Below are 21,369 nucleotides of genomic sequence, written 5' to 3'. Positions count from 1 at the left end.
TCGTCAGGCGATACGGCTGCCCGAAGTCATTCGCACGGCGGAATGCAGTTCCCGGAAGCCGTGACCGTTTCGGCGGCCACCTCGATCAGTTCGGCCACGCCGCCGGGCTGGGACACATAGATCGCATGGCTCCCCTCGAGCTCGACGGTGGTGGAACCCGCGCGCATTGACATGGCGCGCTGAGCGTCAGGCGGGATCATCCGATCGTCCTTGGCGACCAGATACCAGCTCGGCTTCGTCTTCCAGGCTGGAACCGTGACTGCGCCATTCAGTGCCTCCGGGCCCCACGGGACCTGGGAGTCGGCCATGAAGGCCGCCTTGGCAGGGTCGAGATCCGCAGCGAAGGCCTCGGCGAATTTCGCCTTGTCCAGCAGGAGAAATCCGTTCTGCTGCGGCTGAATCGGAGGAACTGGCGCACCAGGCGCGGGCTTGGCGATCAGCGTCGCGACGGATTCGCCGGCGTCCGGTGCGAACGCTGCGATGTAGACCAGTCCCGCCACCCTGGCATGGTTGCCAGCCTCCGTGATGACCACGCCGCCATAGGAATGGCCGACCAGGATCACCGGTTTCTCCAGCGCATCAATGGCGGCAAGGGTCGCCGCCACGTCGCCGGCGAGCGATTCGGTGGCATTCTGAACCACGCTGACCTCGTAGCCGTCCCGCTTCAGGACCTTGTAAACGCCTTCCCAGCCGGAGCCATCCACGAAGCCGCCATGCACGAGCACGATGGCCGTCTGGCCCGCGACTGACGGCGCGGGCGATGATAGGATTGTCATTTCGTCTGCCTCTCCTGTTCGTACGGCGGCCGGTTTTCAGCGGCTGCCAGACCGGACCAAAGGGACCGCGGCGTGGAGCAGTATCGCGACAGCAAGCGCCGGAGTATTGAAGGGCTGCCGAATAATGTCCGAATAATTCCCAAAATCGCATTGCAGCATGGAGGGTCATATGCAAGGACAGCGCTTCACCTTCGGTCCGTTCTTACTCAATCTCGATAACGGGACGCTGCAGCGGCAGGGGGAGCGCGTTGCGGTTGGGCGCCGGGGCATTCTGTTGCTGGCCGCGCTGCTCAAACGGCAGGGAGAGATTGTCACCAAGGCCGAACTCATGGACGCGGCCTGGCCCGGGACCGTGGTCGAGGAGAGCAATCTTTCGGTCCAGATTGCCCTGCTGCGAAAGGCGGTTGGCGTCGCGCCCGATGGCGAAGTGTGGATCACCACCATACCGCGCATTGGATATTGTTTTAAGTACGCTCTTAATACGTCTGAAGAAGCTGTCGACCCGTCTTCACCAAAGCCGTCGCTGGCCATCCTCCCGTTCGCCAATCTCAGCCACGATGCCGATCAGGACTTCTTCGCCGACGGGCTGGCGGACGAGATCATTACAACGTTGTCGAAGAGCCCGGGCCTGATAGTGATCGCCCGCAGCTCGAGCTTTGCCTACAAGGGCATGTCCATGGACGTGCGGCGCATCGCAAGCGAGCTCGGCGTCCGCTACATCGTCGAGGGGAGTATCCGGAAGAACGGCGACCGCATCCGCGTGGTCGCGCAATTGAGTGATGGGGCAAGCGGCAGCCATTTGTGGGCTGAACGATACGACCGGGAACTCCATGACATGTTCGCGGTGCAGGACGAGGTCGCTCGAAAGATCGTCGCCGAGCTAAGTGCCGCGTTAAGCCCGGTTGAGGTCGCCCTATGGCCCGGCGAGGCGTCCGCCGGAACGACGCATATGGAAGCCTACCAGTTCTTCCTGCGAGGCCGGGCGATGCAGCGGGGCGCAACGCAGAATGTTGCCGTTTTCAAGCGAACGAGCGACCTGTTCCGGCAGGCGATCGCGCTCGATCCCGACTATCCGGCCCCCTATGCGGCCCTGGGCATGGCCTTCGCCCATGCCTATTTCAACCGCTGGACCGACGATCCCGAACGCTCACTCGCCGAAGCCGAAGCGCTGGTAGACAAGGCGATCGAGCGCGACCCGGACGAGCCGTTCGCGCATGGCGTTGCCGCATTGGTCGCGATGTACCGGCAAGACTTCAGGCGTTGGGCTCACGAAGTCGATGAGGCGCTTTCGCTCAACCCGAACTTCGCCCCGGCACTGTCCCTGCGGGCAACGCTGAACATCTATACAGGGCACCCTCGGGTTGCCATCCGCGATCTGGAGCGGGCCATGCGGCTCGATCCCCATTACACCCAGGGATACCTGCATCATCTCGGCGTGGCCCATATCGTTGCCGGCGACTATGAAACAGCCATCGCGGTCCTGCGGGAGCGCATCCTCCTTGTCCCTCAGACAGACATGAGCCGGGCTTATCTTGCTGCCGCACTCGGGAACCTTGGTTATCTCGACGAAGCGCGCGGCGTCTGGGACGAGCTCATCGCCATCAACCCGGCCTACTCATTTGCAGACAACATCGCTCGTATGCCCTTCAGGAATGAGGATCTGGGGCGCATTGGGAAGGGTCTGGATAGGGCTGGATTGCATGCAAGCTCCCACATTGTTCCCTGAACATGGGCGATGCCCCGGTCGCGCGACGGCCATCGGGCGGGCGCAGCAACGCTATTCGGCCAGTGGTTTCTGCGGCAGCCGCGCCGGCGGGCGCGGCTCTTCTCCGGTAATGGCGGTGAACTCGCCGCGGGTAAGGTTCTGCTTGTCGCCATTCGACAGATGCAGGATTGCATAGACGTCGCCTTCCTCTTCCGACAGCACCCGCACGCTGACAATGTGGTCGGCGTTGAGAAAGAAGCCCGGCCTCAGCTCGATAAGATGGCCAGCCATGCTCTGCTGACGCGGCGGAGTCGTCGCCGCTCGCGCAGCGGACCCGTGCCCTCGGCGTGGGAGGTCTGTGTTTTCATCAGGTGGGGGCTTCTTCTCCATTTGCCAACTCCTGCAATGGCCCGGGCACGGGCACCATTTCAACAGACGGTCATGCAGTCGCCGTCGCAAGCGGGCAGCTTCGGCAAGCAGCGTTCCGGCGGACCGGCCTCGTACGAGCACACCAGATAGGCACGGTGTACCACGCCGGCGTCTTCCGGGAACAGGAAATCGCCGATCGCGACCGGTCGCTCGTCGCCCAGGAACGGGAACGGGTACTCGATCACGCCATGGAAGAGACACGGCCAATCCTCGCTGGCCACGCAGGTCAGGAAGAAGCGGTCGCAGCACGCTTCGCTGTCGTCCTCGCATGCGCAGTCGCGATCTGGCACGAACTCAATCTCATGGTTGCGCACGCCGCTGCAGCCTTGCGCCTCGAACCACAGTTCGACGCGGCGCATGCGCACCGGACGCTGGCCCGGCAGGTACGGGAACATGCCGCGGCTCATGCGCAGCGTGAGCGCGCGCGTGGAACCGGGCGGTTCGGCCGCTGGCACGGCTGCCTTGAACCGCTGCCACGCATCGGCGAAGTCCTGCTTCCAGTCGAAGAGGCGCAGCCCCGCGCCGGGGAGCAGGCAGGACGCGGCGGCCCAGCTTGCCTTGCGCAGCAGCGCTCCGCCTTCGCGAGCGGTGTAACTCAACTGGACGATCAGGTCGCTTACCGTGTCGATGTCGAACGCGTTGGTCTCGATGGGCAGCTCGATGCGCCAGCGGCTGACCGCCCCGGCGTATTCGAACGGCAGGTAGCGCTCGTCGCGGAAATTGAGCTCGAACAGCCCCGAGTCGTTCTGCCCGGTGGAAGTTGCGATCGCTTCGGTTGCGCCGTAGCGCTTCACGATGCGCGGATCATCCCTGGTCGCCTCGTAGCGCCGGCGCTCGCAGCAGCCGCAGGTGCATTCGCCAGGGCAGCAGTCTTCGACGTCGAGCAGCGTGGGCTCGATGCGTGTCGCGCTGCTCAGCAGCGTCAGCTTGCAGTGCACGCCCGTGTAAGGGCCCACGACCGAGGGGATGGTCAGGCTGACGCTCTTGACGCGGCGCAGGTAGTGTCCGGGGTATTCGCGGTCGAGGCGCCATTCGGGAATCTCGATCTCGCACGTGCCCGTTGCCTTCAGCTGCAGCAGCGCGAGCGGAAAATCAATCCGCAGCGACAGCCGCGTCACCAGCTCCTGCTCGCGCCGGTTCTGGTCGTAGTACGCCTTTTCCATCGCGCGCAGCGACGTCGACAGCCGCTCGCCGGCCAGCAGGCCTTCGTGCAGTCCGTCCCAGATATCCGGTGGCAGGTACGTCTGCGTGGTCAGCTCGCGTTCCAGCTGGAACGCGCGTTGTGCCTGGCGTGCCCAGCACCAGGCAATCTCGAACATCTGGTGGTGCAGCGCCGCCGTCTCCTGCTGCAGGAACAGGTAGAGCGCGTGATTGGTGAACTTGTCGCGCAGGAAGTCCTGCAGCTCCGCCGCCTGCTGCTTCTGCTGCACCAGGTTGTTCAACTGGCGCAGCGCCACGTCGCGGCGCCGCTCGGCGCCAAGGATCTGCCGTTCGATCTGCTGGATCTCGATGTCGAGCACAGTGACCTGGAAGATCCAGTCCGCCTCGCGGCGATCCCATCCACCCTCGGTCAGTGCCAGGCCAGCCTGCGTGCCGTTGATATCGGCAACCGTGTAGAGAATCCTGGCGGCCGCGGCGAACGCGTGGGCCAGCTTGGTGCCGATCGGCATCTGGAACACCGACACCGGGGTTGACGCGATGCCGGCAACGCCGGTCGTATTGTCCGGAATCAGGTTCATGACCTGGCCAACACCTTCCACGATGTTGCCGGCGGCGCGCGTGGTCATCGAAACGCCCGTCAGGTTCTGGTGGGCCTGCTCCTTCGGGATCAACCCATTGGCGATCAGGTCGCTGTAATACTGCCGCCGCGCCTGCGCCCCCTGCTTCGTCTTCTGCAGTGCCTGCACCTGCCAGTCCGCTTCGCGGAACTCCATGCGGCGGATCTCCTCGGTCAGGTTGAGCATCTGGCGTTCGTGCGCAGCACGCATTGCCGCGAGGAACTCGGCATCCCCTTTCTCGAATGCCGCCAGCAGCTCGGCGCCAAACGTGCGGACCTCGTTCGCCGTCTCCACGGCGCGCTGGATGAGGAAGGGGAAACGGTACGGGCTGGGCGGACAGCAGCAGCCGTCGTCGTCAAGGCAGTGCGCGGCCGCAGTCTTCCATCCGCGCCGCGCCGGATTGTCGCCCCAGTATGAGGTATCCAGATTGGGGACGCCGCCCGCCAGCCGCGCCTTCGTCAGGCAGCGGTGCAGCGCGTCCAGCTGGTCGGAGACGCGGTCGTAAATCTCCATCAGGCGCGGGTTGAGCGGGGCGAACCGCGGGATAAACGCGGTTACCGTCTGCGCTTGGGTGCCATCATCCTGGCCGAAGATCGTGCGCGGCCGCTCGCCGAGGAATCTCGAGAGCGTGTCGAGGCGCAGCCGCGCCATGGCGTAGCCCTCAGGGGAATGCCGGCACATCGCCGCCTGCGCATGCTGAAGCAGCGTTTCGAGATATGCTAGGACGACGCTTCGCTGCCGGGACGCAAGCTCCGTCTTCACCAGCGTGTCGCAGCAGGGATCCTGGTCGGTGCGCATGCCACCGCGCGTCGACACCGCCGCACGCGGCGTCGACGCTGCCGCAGTGCCACGGCCGACGGGCTGTGGGGGACTGGCCGGGGTGTTCGGACCTGGCACGTTCGGGCCACCCGGGACGTTCGTCCCGGGGACCGTCCCGGTCGACGGCGGCTGCGGCGTGCGGCAGGTCGCCCAGCGCAGGTCCTTGTCGCCAGGCGCGAAGTACAGCTCGTACCATTTCAGGGCTGCCTCGAAGCGGCAGTGGGCGCGCAGCGTTCCGGCGACGGTCATCGCGGTCGAGTAGAGCGATGGCTCAAGCGGCGCGCCGGAGGTGAAATAGACGAAGAACGGATACGCTGGCAGCAATGGAGCGAGCGGTGCCGGCGCGAAGGGCGTCGCGATCACCTCGGGCGTCACGACGGCGGTATCCGGAACGATGTCGTAGCGGAAGCCCCACGGCGACGGGTCCATATGGCCAGGCGGGAGCACCACCGCGTTCGTGATCCGGAACCGTAGTGAATCAACGTCGCGGCCTAGGAATTCGAGCTGTGGCTCGCCGCCCGCAGGATTGACATGCGCGCCGTCATCGGTGATGCGCGGGGTCTGGAATTCTCCGTTATGCACGCGGCACCATGCGAGCATCACCATGGGCCGCGGCGGCCAGGCCAGCAGCTGTGGCAGGCGGTTACGGCGATGCCAGTCAGAGGTCATGTCGGGCGGCACGACACCCCAGTCCGCGTCCTGGTACAAGGATGGATCTGCAGGATTCAGAACACCGGGATCGTAGTACTCAGCGTTCACCAGCCAGAAGTAGTACTCGTCCATGACCGGCGGATGCACGCGTCCGCACTCGGCACAGCACGCCGAGGCCGCTTTCTCCGGCGGCATGAACGAGGACGTAGCGGGCGGCTCCCCGGCAGCGGCAATGCGCAGGAATCGCGTGCCGAGGCGGACCGCCGCCTGGATCCAGAGTGGAAGCTGCGGCGAGGCAGCGCCGGGCGGCGTTCCGGTGGACGCGTTGGCAGGCACCGTAGCGGCGAGCATGGCGCGAGCGGCCCCCGGGACGTTGTTCGTCGTGCCCGGCGTCGGGCCGGCAGGCAACTGGAGCTGCGTCGGCGCCAGCCAGCTGAGTCTTGCGTGACGCTCTGGCCTCCCCATCAGCCCGAGGTTCTCGGGCTGTGGCACCTGCTTCAGATGCGACGGGTCGCGATGCTGCAGCGCGGTCAGTGACGGATGTGCCGGCCAGTATGGTCCGGGCCAGTACTCCATGCCGCCGGGTTGCGGCGCGGTCAGTGTCGCGCGCCGCAGCTCGGATTCGAGGAAGCGGAACGCTTCGGCCTGGATCGCGCGTTCGTGCTCGGTCCACTCGACGTAGTTTTCCTGGTACAGCGTGCGGCGGCGGCAGGCCTGCCAGATGTGGAAGGTCGCAAAGAGCTTGTCCCAAGCCGAGGCAAACGCCGGGGTCACCACGAACGTTGGCTCCTGCGCCAGGCGTGCGCGCTCCACGAACGACTGCACCGCCGTGACCGCCTCTTCAATGCGGCTCAGCTTCTGGCAAATGCCCGCATCGACATCGACCAGCAACAACGCGCTGAGATCCTTCGCCGACGTCGCAAACGCGCCTGGCACAAACGGAAGCGGGACCCGGTTCATTCCGGTGAGATATGCGACCAGCGCGGTGCGTCCCCGCTCGCGCAGCAGGTTGTTGAGGTGCTCGATGTCGGCGTAGCGCAGCGGGTTGCCGCGCTCGATCATGCCGTCGCGGTAGAACCTTGTCAGGTTCGCGTTGCCGGTGGCCATTGCCGCCGGCGCGCTCGCTGCCCAGACATCGGGCTGCGCCTGGGCGAGGTCGAGCGGAACGAAGGCCTTGAGCAGCCGCCGCACCCACGACGCGGCGTGCCAGACGCGGATAGCCCAGCGATCGTCCGAAAGCCTGGACCAGTCGACGGATACGCCGTCGTGGAAGTCGAGGACAAGCGCCGCATGATCCATGTCGACGCCCAGGTCTATCAACAGCGGCACGGGATCGGCGGGCTGCTGGTTCGAGGCCTCGACGAAGCAGAGCCAGACGAGGCGCTCAGCCTGGTGCCAGACCGCACGCCGCATCACCGTATAGTCGTAGCACCGCTCGAACCAGTCGAAGAGCGCCTGCCGTCGCTTGACGGACGGTGTCGCGCGCTGGTCGAGCGGCGCCGGCGGCTTGCGTTCCGGATCGCCGTTGTAGGTGTCGCCAATCGGCAGGAAATTGAAGTCCAGATACGCGCGGTGCGATGTAAACGGGGTGCCGGGAACGTAGGAGACGCCGGCGAACAGGCCTGGCGACGACTGCATGTACTCGATCTCGGAAACGTTTGCCCGCGCCACCAGACGCGCCGACAGACGCAGCCGGTGGCAGAACAGCAGCGCCTTGAATGCGCGCTGATAGGTGCGGCGGATGTCGCGCAGGCTGCTCGTGTACTGCAGGGCCAGATACGCCTTTGCCGATGGCACGACCGCCTGCGCGCTTTTCATCTCACCCGGCGAGACGTCGCGATACAGGCGCTCTGCCGGCAGCTCGGCAATGCAGTCATCGGTGTCCGGGCCCTGGTACTTCACCGTGAAGCCGGTGCGGGCGGGCGCGAGCTCCTGCTTCTCGTCGAACTCCGGTGGCGATTCCTCGAAGTCGATATCGATGAAATAGGCGCCGCGCTTCAGATGCAGCGGGCCGGACGCACGGTCCGGCGCCGGCTCGTCCGCCCACCGGTAGTTCAGCAGGCGGAACGTCTTCTGTCCGCGCCGCAGGTTGACGCGCCACTTGTTGTGGCTGCACGCCTCGAAATCGGGCGCATCGCAGTCCGGTGCCGGTGCACCGGCGAAGAATGTGTACGTGCCCGACTTCTCGACGATGAGCACGCCGGTCCAGCGTGCGGTGTAGCCTTCGGCGCCCGCCAGCGGCTGGCCGTCCGACTCACGGATCGCAAGGCCGTTGCGCAACACGGCGAACTTCAGTGCCGCCGGCGGCAGCGTGAAATCCAGGTCCGGCACGATCCCGGGAACCGGCGCATTCCAGGCATTGCCCGCCTGTGAGAACACCGTCATCGGTCCCCGCAGTTCGGGCCATGAGCTCCCGCTCGCGCCCTTCACCTCACCGAGCAGTCCGGTTCCGGTGAGGCCGGTCAGTGCAGCAAAGGCCCCGCCCGCCGGCAGCGGCCACGAGAAACCGGCTGGCGGCTTGCCGTTGTCCTGCTCCCACGCCGACGCTGCCTTGTTCTCGTCGCCGAGCAGGCGGCGAAGGATCAGCCACGCCAGATCGGTTTCCGCGTCGGCGCCGTCAGAGGCGTAGCCCACATGCGCGGCAAGATGTTCGGCGACGATGCGCGCGCGGCATGAGAACTCCACGAATGCGCGGCGGAAGTATTCCCAGCGCCGGGTCTCATCCGCTTCCTGGACCAGCGCTTGTTCCGCGGCGGCGAGGCTGGGGAACAGGAATGAGAACCGCGCGAGCTCGGCACGCGGGGCGAAGTACAACTGCTGCACCGCCTTGCGCTCGGCGTCCGTCAACTGCTCGATCGCATTGAGCTTGAACAGCACGTCCTGGTCGAGGAGCGGCAGAGACGTCGCCAGTTCCTTGGCGACGGCATCGTACTGGAACGGTCCGGGGTGCGGGTAGTTCCACATGCTCGCGACGGTGGCCCCGAGGGCTGAGCGATACTGACGCGCCTGCGGGCTGACCGGAAACCCCGCGTCAGCGAGCATCCCTGGGAAGAAATGCTCCCCAAGCTCGCGCAGGGGATCGGTGCCTGCCGCAGGCTCGTACCCGAAACCGGTCCGCATTGCGGTGACGAGGCCGGTCCAGGTCAGCGCGGTGATTTCCTCTTCTGTTGCGTGGACGTCCAGCAGCTTGCGCCGCAGGCACCACAGGTCGTACGGATGCCCTTCCTCCGGGAAGTCGAACGGCTGATCGAGCGCTTCGTTCTTGTCCTGCTGGCTGAACGGATCGTCTCCGTCGAGATGCTGGTCGACCGAGAACAGGTACAGCAGCTCGCCGGTGGTGAACCGCGAGCCGTAGACCTTGGCCAGGATTTCGGTGAAGCGCAGGGTGCCGGTCGGCTGCGCATTCCAAGGCCTCGCGACCGGATCGAAACCGCTCAGCAGTGACAGCGTGTCCAGGTTGTCGCGCAGGATCTTGATGAACTCGGGCGGCCGATGGCGGCGGTGGCTGCCCGGACGCCGGCCGGGCGCGTGCTCGCGCTCGGCGCGGTCCTCTATGCGCCCGAGCAGATGTTCCACGGCCCAGTCGAACGACGAGGCGGGCGCGGCGGCCCACAGGCCAAGCAGGCGTGTGCGTGCCGATCCGGTTGCATCCGGTGCCGCGTCCGGATCGGTGCCCAACGCCAGCCGCCAGTCGTCTCGCAGGATCTGGAAGGCGGCCAGCTGACGGATGAACTCCGGGTTGACGTTCGCACCCTGGAACAGGCCGAGCACCAGACAGATGTCACGCAGGTCCGCAAAGCTGTAGCCCGCGCCGGGCAGGCACTTGAGCGATCGCCACAGGCGGATGAAGACGATCAGCCGCCGCAGCGCATCTTCGGGCGCCGGCGGATTAATGAACTGGATGACGAGATCTTCCGGGCAGCACGGTTCGCAATCCGGGAATCCGGCATTCGGCGCCGCCCCCGTCGTCCGCCCGGCAGCGGTCCCTGGCGCGGTCGGTTGCCGTTCAAACTCGACCAACTTCGATTTCCAAAGCTCGAGGAACTCGCAGTAATCCAGCCCTGTGCGCTTGAGGAACTCCGGCACATGCACGACGATCGACTTCCAGTCGACCCCGTTGATCGTGGCCGACGGGAAGCCGTACATCTTGAGCAGGTCGGCCGGGCCGATCGGATCGACGTACAGGGTCTGGTACTCGGCCGGGGAGAGGCGCAGGGACTCGATCGCCAGCTCGATCCGCACCGGATATCGCCACAGATGCTTCTGGAAGTCGACGGCCTCCTGCTTCGCGTCGATCGCGAACTCGGTGATCTCTTCGCGGAACGCGCGCATGGTCGCGAACCGCGACGTTCCCATCCCGCACAGATACGTGCGCGAGATGTCGAGCGGCTGCGAGTAGGGCAGCAGCGGCGAGGAAAAATCGGCGGCGAGCTTCACATAGGCGCCGGGCTTCTTCACCGGCGTTGCCGGCGTCGAATGCTCCGGCAGCGCGGCGAACAGGGTATTCGGCGCGTGCCCCGTGCCGTCGTCAGCGTCGGCGGGTTTTAGCGCGTGCCCGCCCAGCGTCGTGGCGCTGGTGTCGTAGACGACGCCAGGGGCACCGTTGTCGGCGAGGTCCTCGAGGTTCTCATTGACAATGTCGATCAGCGGCAGCGTGGTGTGAACGTTCGCGGCCGTGGCGTGAAGGCTGCCGAGCGCACCGCGGCGCGGCGCGACCAGGTCTGCGAGCGTGGCGCCGGTTGCCGCCGGATGCTCGCATGTCGCGCCGATGCCGGTCGCGAGCAGATCCTGCAGATACTTCACCGGCCCGAGCGGCGACAGGTGCCATGGCGGGATGCAGTTGATGAGCAATCCGTCCGGATTGACTGGCGTGAACGGACCGGGAACGGCCGGCGGCACAGCGCCCGTCGCGCCGCCGGCGGCGGCCTGAATCGCCGCGGCAAACGGATAGGCAACCGTTCCCGTCAGCGCGTACTCGAACTCGGCGGCAGACAGCGCCTGAATCTGCGCCCGCGAGGTGAATCCGCGCGCGTAGAGCGCTTCAAGCAGGGAGAACTGCAGCGCCGCCGGCCCGACACCGGTGGTCGCGCGCAGCAGCTCATCGATGGTCTTGAGCGCGTCAAGCAGCCACGCCTGCGCGGCCGTATCGCCGGGAAACACGGCCTGCAGCGCGTTCACGATGGCGGGCGCGCCCCAGTTCGCCACCGGAAATGCAAAACCGGGGGCGGCCGCGAGGAACGCGGCGAAGGGGTCGCCGGCGGCGACCGGAATCGACAGCGCGTTTGCGATCGCGCCCGCAGGCGGCGCCGGCGCGATCGACAGCACTTCGAAATACTTGCGCAACTGGCGGACGAACGCCTCGACCCGCTCCGCAGGCGTGCCAGGGTTGGTGAAGTCCGGAAGCAGGCCAACGTTGGCGGGCAGGAAGAAGGCGTGCCACTGCTGGACTGTGCGTGCCTTGAGCTGCCCCACGTTGGCGACGGGGATGCCCTTGATCGCGGCGATCAGCGCGGCCGATGCCGGCGTGACCGTGGTCTGCTGCGTGATGACGGCGAGCACCAGGTCGAGGTGCCCGGGTACCAGCGCGGCCGGGAAGGGGCTCTGTTGCCAGAACGGGTCGATCGACGGCACCATCTGGGCGAGCCATGCCGTGACCAGCGCGTTCACGTTGGCGTTGAGCGGACAGAGCGGGGCGCGCTGCACGCGGCCCCGGCCGATTGCCACGAGCCGGCGCGCCGCGTTTTCGGGCGTCGTGGCCGGGGCGGCGATGATGTTGGCGTCAAGCGCCGCCTTGATGGAGGCAACGATGCGCGACTCGTCATCGTCGGTGGCCATCCGGTAGCGCTCCTGGGCGGTGACGTTCGTCGCCAGGACCGCCGAGAGCGCATAGAAGTATTCGGCGGGAACCTGGAAGTCGAGGAGCAGGCCGCCATCGTTCACGATCACGACGTCCGCCCGACGGAACGTTGCGCCCGGGGTCGGGGGAGGGCCGGGTTCGACCGGGAAGCGCAGGCCGACGCGTCCGGGGTTGGCGCTCTGCTGTCCGGCCCACACCGCGGCTGACGCGGCGAAGACGTACTGCGCCAGGCGATCCGCGTTGGCGTTCTGCAGTGCGTAGTACCCGAGCAGGCTGGCTTCATACTGCTTCCGATCCATGTCCGCCTTGTCGCGCTCGTCGGCGCTCCATGACGTGTCGGTCGGCGGGCGCGTGTACATGTCCTCGAGCCGGCGGTTGTTCGGCCGCTCAGGCGGAGGGGCGATCTGGCGGTTCCAGATGATCTCGCGCGAGACCTGGCGCGACTGCGCCGCGGTCAGCGGGCTCCGGTTGGCGAGCGTGGCGCCACCGCCCGGGTCCTGCGCCAGCACCTTGTTGATCGCATTGCGCAGCGGCACGAACTTGGGTGGCGTGCCGTCGGGCGGCAGCTCCACGAAGGCGGCATTCGGATCGAGCGCGACCCCGGGGTCCGGCAGCGTCAGCACGACTGCGGGGGGATCGACGCCAATGTAGGTCAGCGGATTGTTCGAGATCGGTGCGTTGGGCTCGACCTTCACGTTGAAGTCGAGCCGCTCGTAGGCAACGAGCTGCGTGCCCTGCTTGATCTCGAGGCGCAGATCGGTCGTGTTGAACTCCGCCGCGGGCGGGTTCAGCTCGATGATCGCCGTCGCCACCGCTTCAAGGCGCACGTCCGGGAATGGCGGCGCGGGCAATGGGTTCACCTGCACCGGATACACGGAGAAGTGCTGCACGATCCGCTGGTTGGCGGGATTGAACGCCGGGCCAACCGCATTGATGCCCGTATTCGGGATCCAGGCTCCTTGCGCCTGCCCAACCAGCGTGCCATCGGCGGAGTTGCCGAACGACAGGTCAAACGCGCGGATCGTCAGGTTGTTGAGATAGCTCTTGAAACTGGCGCCGCTGGTCGGCTTCATTGGCGCGAGGCGGACTAGGATGACTTGTGGCATGAGGCGTTCCCCCTATAACACTTCACCGAACCGCGTGTTTCGCAGAACGTCACGGCGCAGCCGTATTCGATTGGGGCTTGCTGCCCCACAGTATTTGCCAGGCGCGGTCGACCAGAGGCCCGGCAAGGGGCCCGGCAAGGCGCTCAGCAAGGGCCCTGAGTTGATGAGGCGGGCTTGGAGGGGGAGGCCAGACCTTTAACGCCGGACCCAGGCTAAGGTCCGGCAGCTCGGCTGATGGTCCAACAAATGGATCAACGAGGCCTGCCTTGGGGATGCTGCCCGGGTCTGAACCAATGAAGGTCTTGCCCGGTCCTACGCCGATGCCTGTCACCCCGGGCGGGACCCGGCCCGGGTTAATGTCCTTGAGGAATTCAAACCCTTCAGGCGTCCACTTCGTGACATCTGGAACCTCTGACTGGATGACAAGGTCGATGTCGCTCTTGCCCGGGCCCGATCCCTCGGGCCATTTGCCGGTGGTGTAAGCCTCCGCGCGACTACCCACGACATACATGCCTTCAGGAGGCTCGCCGAAGCGAGCCTCGAACACGTCCGCGATGTCGGCGGCGCGCCCAGGCCGCATACCTGGCACCCCGAAAACGTTCTGCCATCCGAAGCCGCCCGGTGGCGGTGTCGCCGGTCCTTTGAATACTCTCGACAACCCGCCAAACGCTCCTCCCAGCAGTCCGCCACCAAGCACGCCGCCCCCGGTACGGGACAAATATTCCCCGCCTGAGCTGAAATCGCCTCTGAACAGGTCTGAGACAAACAGATCGCCTGGCGCACCCACCAGCCCACCAAAAGCGCCCCCGCCCGATCCGGCAAGAACCTTGGACCCGGTGCCCAGCAAGATCTTGTCGCCTACGGCTCCGCCGGCAAACCACGATACGCCGACGACTGCTGTGCGGGCAGCGAACTCGGCATTTGAGATGCTGGGCTTGGCATTGCGTGCCTGCTCTTCATTCGCCGGGGCGTTAGCGTCACTGGTGATGGTGAGTGAGGCGATGGCAACAATCCCGATCACGGCGAACCAGATCACCCGTCCGTCGGGGTCAGCAGCCACAATGGGGCGACCCATGCAGTACTGATAAGTCTGATCCATCGATTGCCCCACACGCGCAGCAAGCAGGGCCGGATCGACACTAGTCCACCGCCCCAGCCACGACGCGCAATATCGCGCACCGTGGTAGTACAGCCCGCTCTCCTCATCGCGCTCTTTCCCCGTATACCGATACCGCTTCGCCGTCTCCGTCCGGCTGCGCGATGCCTGATAAGTCGAGCTGCCGTAAGGCGCGTATTCCTCGTAGGAAATGATCTGCGCATGTTCATCCAGCTCGAGGCTGGCCGAGCCAAGGTGGTTGCCGAACTGGTAGCGGATCAGCTGCCGTGGCGCCTGGTCGTCGCCCGCCGTGTCGAGCGTGCGCGTCTCAACCAGGGCGATGCGCTGCTTGTCGCCCATTACGTGCAGCGTCTCGCGCTCCAGCGTGGCGGTGTCGGCGCCGATGCAGCCACTGTGCTTGCGGAAGATCTCGAAGCCGCCAAGGTGGATGCGCTCTTCTATGAGGCCCGGCGCTTTCTCCCAGACCTTGCGCACGCGCTGGCCCGATGCGTCGTACACATAGAAGGCGATACCGCCGCCGCCCAGGTCGGCCTGGCGCAGCTGGTCCTTGCAGTTCCAGTGCATGTTCGCCCCGGGCAGTCCGCCGCCGAGGTGCGGCATGCGGACCATGTTGCCGTGGGCGTCGTGCAGATACATCTCCGCCTGTGGGGCGTTCCCTGTCGGGCCCAGCGTTGTGCGGGTCAGGCGGTTGCCCGTCTTGAGCGGCACGCTATCGTGGTCGTCTTCGGTCAGGCCAGGTTCCAGGTAGTCGTAGGCGCGTGTCCAGCCCGCATGGGCCGGATCGCAGCCGCGATGCTGCATCTGCAGAATGTTGCCAACGGCGTCGTATACATACCGCTCGGTGTATGTGCCCATGGCGTTGCCGTCGTCGGGGGCGAAGCGTCCGGCCGCGTCGGCGCTCAGCAGGCCGGCACGGCCGGCGTCGTTGTGTGAATGGGCGATCGGCGCGCCACCTTGCCCCAGGTGTTCGCGGCCCGTGGCCTGGAGCAGCCGGTAGAGCGCGTCATAGATGTAGTCGTTGCCCGGCTCGACGCGCTTGTTCCTGAAGTAGACGGTCTGCTGCGCATCGTCCTGGACATGGGTGATGTTGCCGGCCGGGTCATAGGTGTAGCGCAGGTTCTGCACCTGGTGGCCCGGCCACCCGGCGATGGGGGGCTGCGGATCATCACCGGGAAAGCCTGCCGCGATGCGCCGCGTGAGTGCTTGCGCAAGCCGGAAAGTGAGCGGGTCGTAGCTGTTGAGGGTGCTGGCGCCGTTCTTGTAGTCGATGCGCAGGCGTTGCCCCTTGGCATCGTAGTCGATGTTGGCAACGCCGACCGGGGATGGCGCCTCGTCGTCCGGGTCCAGCAGCGCAGCGGGAGCCGCCGCGCGCTCCAGCCATACGTCGACCCGCTCCAGCAGGTTGGCCTGGTTGAACACCGGCTGGATGACATTGCGCCTGGCGCGGGCCAGGCTGCTGTGTGGCGCAATCGACTGGATGGCGCGGTTGAGCGCGTCGTAGCGCGTGCTGCCCTCGAAGCACTCGGCGTCCAGTTGCGGGTCTGACTGCCAGTCGGGGAGGGCGGTGTAGTCGCAGACCAGGCGCCGCGTGCTGTGCAACAGATTGCCCTTGAAGTCGTAAGCCTCGGTCGGGTTGCCGTTGGCATCGAGCCGGCCATTGGTGACCACGCCCGCCGAATCGAAGTGGCGGTAGACGCGGGTGCGCAGGTTGAGCGCTTCGGCGTTGGCGATGCTTTCGCCGTATTCGATCCGATCAACGAGGATGTCGCGATCCAGTGTGCGTGGGTCGGAATCCGTAGTGCTGCCGCGCACCGTCTGCTCCGCCGGCCGGCGTAATGCGTCGTACGTGGTGATGAAGTCGTGCCCCCGGCTGTCCCAGGCACGGATGGGCTTGCCAGTCACGTCGTTGAGCATCCAGCGTGCGCCGGCGTCCATGCTGAGTTGGTGGATGCGGTTGCCGAGCATGTCGTAGGCATAGCGCATGACCACGCGGCCGAGCGGGTCGCCGGCCTGCTGGATGGCGTCGCGCACGGCACGCTGGTTGCCTTCGATGTCCAGCTCGACCCGGGTGGCAAAGGTGTCTTCCGTGCCGTCGAGGTCGTGGCCAGGGCAGGCAATCCGGTTGTGCGCGACGGTGAGGAAGGGGCGGCCGAGCGTGTCGAAATGGGCGATGGTGGGGGTGTCGGCATGCGCTTCGGCGCGCAAGGCAGCATTGCGCTGGTCTGGTCCGAGGGCGGCGCGGATGCGCTGTGCATGCCAGGTCTGCCAGGTGTCCGGCTGAATCTTGAAATACCCGGCGACGTAGCCCCCGATGTCCGGGTCGGAGCGCGGGTCGCCGGTCTGCGCACTGCGTGGGGCGCAGGTGTCGTTGACGTCGTAGGTGGCCTGCTGCCAGGGATTGAAGACCACCTTCTCGAACGTATGGTTCGGATGCAGCGTGGCGACGACGCGCCCGGCCGGGTCATAGAAGAGCACCGGGCTGACGCCGATGCGGACATCAAACTCGAAGCGGCTGGTATCGGTGAAGAACGGCTCGTATTGGCGGACGGGCTTGCCCTTGTTATTGAGAACGGTCCAGCCGTTGCCGACCCAGCGCGGGCATACGTCATTGGGTGTCATCTCAGGCACGCCATCCGCGCCCACGACGATCTTGCCGTTAGCGTCGCGCCGTGGGCCGGGGCCCGGTTCGGCCTGGATCTTCTTCTGGATCTCACGGCCGAGGCCGTCGGAGTAGGCAAAGCTGAGCAGGATCCTGAGGCCCTGTGGCGGCAGGGGCGCGCTGACGTGGGTTTCACGCGTGAGCGTCGCGGAACAGGCCGGCTGCCACGCGGCGGAGTCGTGCGGATTGGCCTGCCGGGTGCGGTGGAAGCGGTCGAGGTCGTAGACGATGCGTGTGGTCGCACCGTCCAGCAATGCCGCCGCGGCGGCATGCGGGTCCGCTGCATCGAAGAACGCATCGAGCTGGGCCTGCGTGAGGTCGGTGGCGAAGCCGCTGAGCGTGTCGCCTTCCACCGGCGCGGGATGCGGCTTGCCCATGACTGCGGTACCGGTCACCATGCCGAGCGTGTCGAAGGCGACTTCGGCCCGGTTGCCGTTCGGGTCGCTGACCAGGCGCGGCTGCAGGACCCGGTAGTCGTGGGCGTCCACCGTCACGCGGTTGCCGAGCGCATCGCGGGTTTCCGCAAACAGCAGGTCGTGGGCGTCGAAGTCCACGAAAGCTTGCTGGCCAAAGGCGTCGCGGTAGCGGCGGGGCAGGAAGAAGTGCTGCCGGGCCTGCTCCAGCTCGGCGGTTGCGTCGCCTGCGGGGTCCGTGCCGTAGAAGGACCGTCCCGAAGGAATCCACCAGTGGTCGTCCGGGTCGCTCGCGGGGAAGCGCCCGTCCACTTTGAGCGCCTGGCTCTGCAAGTAGCCGCCCTGGTCGCCGAGGACGGCCGCCGGACTGGGCAGCAGCGGCGCGGCCGGCTGCCCTTGGCGAGGGCGCTGGTAGACCTCGGTGAGCAGGCCAGGGGTGAGGGCGAGCTTGTAGCTTTCGCCCGGCAATGCAAGCGGTTGCAGCTTGCCGAGCGGCAACAGGCTGCCCAGGTCGTCGTGCAGGTAGAGGGTGCGCAGCCATTCGATGCGGCGGCGGCGCTGGCTGCCGGACGCTGTGGCCTCGTAAGCGACTTCCGGGGCGTTGAACTTATGGCGCAGACGGCCTGCTGCGCCAGGATCTGGTTCGACGAAGTCCGTGGCCTGGTAGCGGCCGGCCGGAGCGGTGGCTGGGTAGTCTGTCAGCTCGAAGGAAATTGCCTCGCAGGGCAGGGGGGTGCGATGGGCGTCGGCCGACTCGATGGCGTTGGTGACGCGGTTCTCGGTATAGGTAAGCAGTGGGGTGGTTTGCCGGGCCTGGTCGGCCGGATGGAGCCCGTCGAATCCGGGGTTCGGCCCCAGTTGCACATGCCCCTGCGCATCGACCACGCGAATCTGTGCGCGACGCCCGTAGCCAATCGCGGCTTGCTTGAGCACATTGCCGAAGGCGTCCACCTCCAGCGTCAATGCGTGCTGAATGCGCGGGTCGGCCGGGTTGCGCTCATAGTGGTAGCTAATGGTCTCGCGGGCATGTGTGAAGAAGACGGCGTGGCGGTTTCCGCCCCGGGGCTGCAAGGCGCGAATGGTGAAATTCTGCTCGGTGACGGAGTAGGGGGTGCGGGCACGCAGGAGCTGTCCTGGCGTTGCGCCGGAACCGGCATCGTCCGCGTAGATCTCCTGGCGCAGCATCGAGCCCTTGAGGGCGCGGCAGGCTTCGCGCTCTTCCTCCCGCGGCAGGCCGGCTGGCAGCACCGTGTCCGGCAGCAGCAGGGCCCGGGCCTCGGCGTCGGTCAGGCCAGGCTCGCGGAAGTATTCGCCCTGGTCGGTGGCGCTCAGCAGGCCGGCAAAGTAGTCGGAGACGTTTTCGCGCCCCAGATAGATGCCGGTGTGGAACCAGGTCTTGGTGTGCACCGGAGGCACATGGGTTGCGGCGGCGATGTTGTGCGCGGGGGCGTTTCCATCGGCAAGGGCAGCAAACGCCTCGGTATCCCATTGCTCCACCATGCCGAAGCCGCGGAACTCGCGCTCCTCGGGATCGAAATAGCCGTGGTGGTAGGCGTAGCGGGTGACGAAGCGGTTGCGGCTGATATGGTCGCAGGTTTCCACGCGCTCGACCACGTGGACCGGAAACGGCAGCCGGGTGATCCACGGCTTTCCGTCGCGCTTATCCTGCAGGTAGAACCTGGTGGAGGGGGCGTAGTCGACGCGGGTCTCTGCCCCGAGGTTGTTGAGGGTCCTGACCAGCAGATGCGGCTTGCGCCCGCCCATGAGGTTGACGTAGCGCATCGAACGCCGCGCGTCGCCCGGCAGCGCGGATGACCAGACCAGGCAGGCCGTGCCGTTGCCGAGCAGGTCGGTGGCCAGGATGCTCGCCAGGTCATCGATGCGGGGGAACACCTTCAGCGCGTGCGGCTGGCTCCAGCCGTTGCCGGACTGGTTGAAGTACAGCCGCACGCCATCGCGGTGCAGGTAGAGGATGTCGGTGGTGCCGCTGCCGTCAATGTCGGCCAGGCGGAGATAGCGATGGTCGAACTGGCCCGGATGGTCGAACCAGGGTGCGTTGTCCATCGTGATCTTGGCGCCGAAGCGGCCATAGCCCAGGTTTGGCCAGTAGCAGACTTCTCCGTTGCGGATGCGGACGATGTCGGTCAGGCCGTCGCCCGAGAAATCGGCCAGGTAGACCGACTGGGTGCCATCGGCGAAGATGACGCGCGGGCCTTGCTCTTCATCGAGCGCCTGCGCGACGTGCCGTGCCGGGCCGAAGCCGTCTTCGCCGAGCAAGGCATGCCAGACGAAGGCATTGTCTTCGGTGATCAACACGTCGGCACGGCCGTCGCCGTCGAGGTCCACGAACCTGAGGTTCGGATCGCGCAGATTGCGGTTCAGGCGCGCGGCGAAAGGACGGAAGGGTTGCCAGCCTTCGGCCTCGTCATGCTCGTACAGGCCGGGGGCGGCGCCTTCCATGACAACCACGTCTGGCTGGCCGTCGCCGGCGAGGTCCATGAACTCCGCGCCGCCGGACAAGCTGGCGCCGGGTTTCATGGCGACGGCTTCGAGCGGCGCGAACTTCGCCTTCACTGCCTCCTGGCCGTCCGGCAGCCTTTCCGGTATCGGGCTGAGATTGCGCTTGTAGTACCAGGCCCCAGCCTGCTCGGTGAGGATGCCGGCAAGGCCCTCGCCGTGCAGGTCGGTCCAGCGGTAGCTGCTGCCATCCAGGCCGATGGGTGCGGTCTCCAGGCTGGCCGGGTCCACTTCCTCCACGACGTCCTGCACCACGGGCGCGGTGTACTCGAACTCCAACGGCGGCAGGCTGCGCCGGTCGTAGCCGCCGTTGTGCCGACGGTAGCCGGTCTGGGTGACCGCGCGCAGGAACGCGTAGACCGGGTTGCGAACGTCAGTGGGGGCTCCGTCCGAATAACTGAAGTCCATGGAGCGCACCAGGCAATCGCGCTCTACACCCGCTTCGCCCGGGAAGTGGTGGAACATCAGGACACGCCGGCAGATCCGGTAGGTGCGCAACTCGAAGCCGGCGCGGTATGCGGAAAAAGGATCCTGGCGCGCGGGCCATGTGCCCGTCTCGGCGGGCGTCGGCGCGCGGGCGTCGTGCTCGCCGTAGTCGAAGACCACCTCGAAGTGCCAGGCGTTGCTTGCGTCGCGCGCGCAGGAATCCGTGGGCTCTGGCCAGGGCGCATCGTCCGTCAGTATCGGGAAGTAGGGCGAACGATGGCCGTAACGAATGCGCTTGAGGTAGCGCTGCGCGGAACGGGACGCATCCGTGCGGTTGCGCTCATGGGCCCTGGCAAGTCCGTTGCCGGCCGTGTCCTCAAGAATCCGCGCCGAGTCTTCGGGCTTGTAGCCATAGACAATGACGTTGCCCTTGTCATCGTGGCTCTGGCAGATCAGCCAACTGAAGACGCGGCTTGGGTCCGCGGGATCGGCAATGCGGCTCTCGGCCGTCCTGCCGTACCAGGTAGTGACGTTGCTCTCCGAGATGGAGCGCCAGAACACGTCGCTCGCATCGGCGAGGTTGGTCCAGCGCTCAATGCGAGCGAACAGGCCTTCGATGCGCGGCCGGAAACGGTCTACCCGGTACGTCAATCCGTTGACGGTGCGCGCGGGCAACTGCTCTCGCTCCCACTTCCCTTGCGCCTTCGTGAGCACCGGGACCAGGTCCTCGGTACCAGAGATCATGAAGACGTCGGGTGCGTCCGTGGGGTCGAGGTAGGTCGGAAGCCCCCGATCGGTCTTGCGAGTGATCGCAGGAAGCGACAGGTTCCAGCCGAAGCCGAACGGACCGTTGCCTGCGCCTGAATCGTAGCTCAGGGAAAGCTGGGGGCCGAAGCCCGAACGGCCCGGGCTGGTTGCGATCGGCACTGACATCGAAGCGGTGCCGGTGACCGGGTTGGCCCCGAACTTCTCGCCGAGGCCGCGGATCGCGCCGCCGCCCCTGGGCAGCGAGATCGACGGCGCAGCCTGACCCTGGGTCTCCTGATTGCCTGAGCCCTCGCTCGCTGCCGTGCCTGGAATCATGACAGGCGCTCCCGGTGTGCTGCTTTTGTTCTG

The 21,369-nt window shown here is 66.4% G+C and carries 5 protein-coding genes; 1 reads left to right on the top strand and 4 read right to left on the bottom strand.

What is annotated here, in order from left to right; translation table 11 throughout:
• Positions 1 to 26: 26 nt before the first annotated feature.
• The gene (locus ACW4E8_RS17760) at positions 27 to 776 is read right to left on the bottom strand and encodes an alpha/beta hydrolase (RefSeq protein ID WP_456805708.1); all 750 of its coding nucleotides are present in this window, start codon (positions 774 to 776) and stop codon (positions 27 to 29) included.
• Positions 777 to 945: 169 nt separating this feature from the next.
• Between ACW4E8_RS17760 and ACW4E8_RS17755 the strand changes: the two genes are divergently transcribed.
• Positions 946 to 2,502 carry a winged helix-turn-helix domain-containing tetratricopeptide repeat protein gene (locus tag ACW4E8_RS17755; RefSeq protein ID WP_456805707.1) on the top strand — a complete coding sequence of 519 codons (1,557 nt, stop codon included), beginning with the start codon at positions 946 to 948 and terminating at the stop codon, positions 2,500 to 2,502.
• 51 nt (positions 2,503 to 2,553) lie between these two features.
• Here the strand turns inward: ACW4E8_RS17755 and ACW4E8_RS17750 are convergent, their stop codons facing one another.
• From ACW4E8_RS17750 to ACW4E8_RS17740, 3 genes are read right to left on the bottom strand one after another with little or no spacing between them, the layout of a single operon-like run.
• A complete protein-coding gene (locus ACW4E8_RS17750; RefSeq protein ID WP_456805706.1) occupies positions 2,554 to 2,871 on the bottom strand; it encodes a hypothetical protein in 318 nt (105 codons plus the stop codon).
• A gap of 38 nt (positions 2,872 to 2,909) precedes the next feature.
• Complete coding sequence (locus ACW4E8_RS17745; protein ID WP_456805826.1) at positions 2,910 to 13,121, bottom strand: Tc toxin subunit A-related protein; 10,212 nt, start codon at positions 13,119 to 13,121, stop codon at positions 2,910 to 2,912.
• 49 nt (positions 13,122 to 13,170) lie between these two features.
• Positions 13,171 to 21,336 (bottom strand): SpvB/TcaC N-terminal domain-containing protein, encoded by an 8,166-nt coding sequence (locus tag ACW4E8_RS17740; RefSeq protein ID WP_456805705.1) that lies wholly within the window; start codon positions 21,334 to 21,336, stop codon positions 13,171 to 13,173.
• Positions 21,337 to 21,369 lie beyond the last annotated feature (33 nt).

It is taken from the genome of Cupriavidus sp. CP313, from assembly GCF_054072015.1.
Note: the sequence above shows the minus strand (reverse complement) of the source record. Positions and strands in the feature narration are given on the sequence as shown.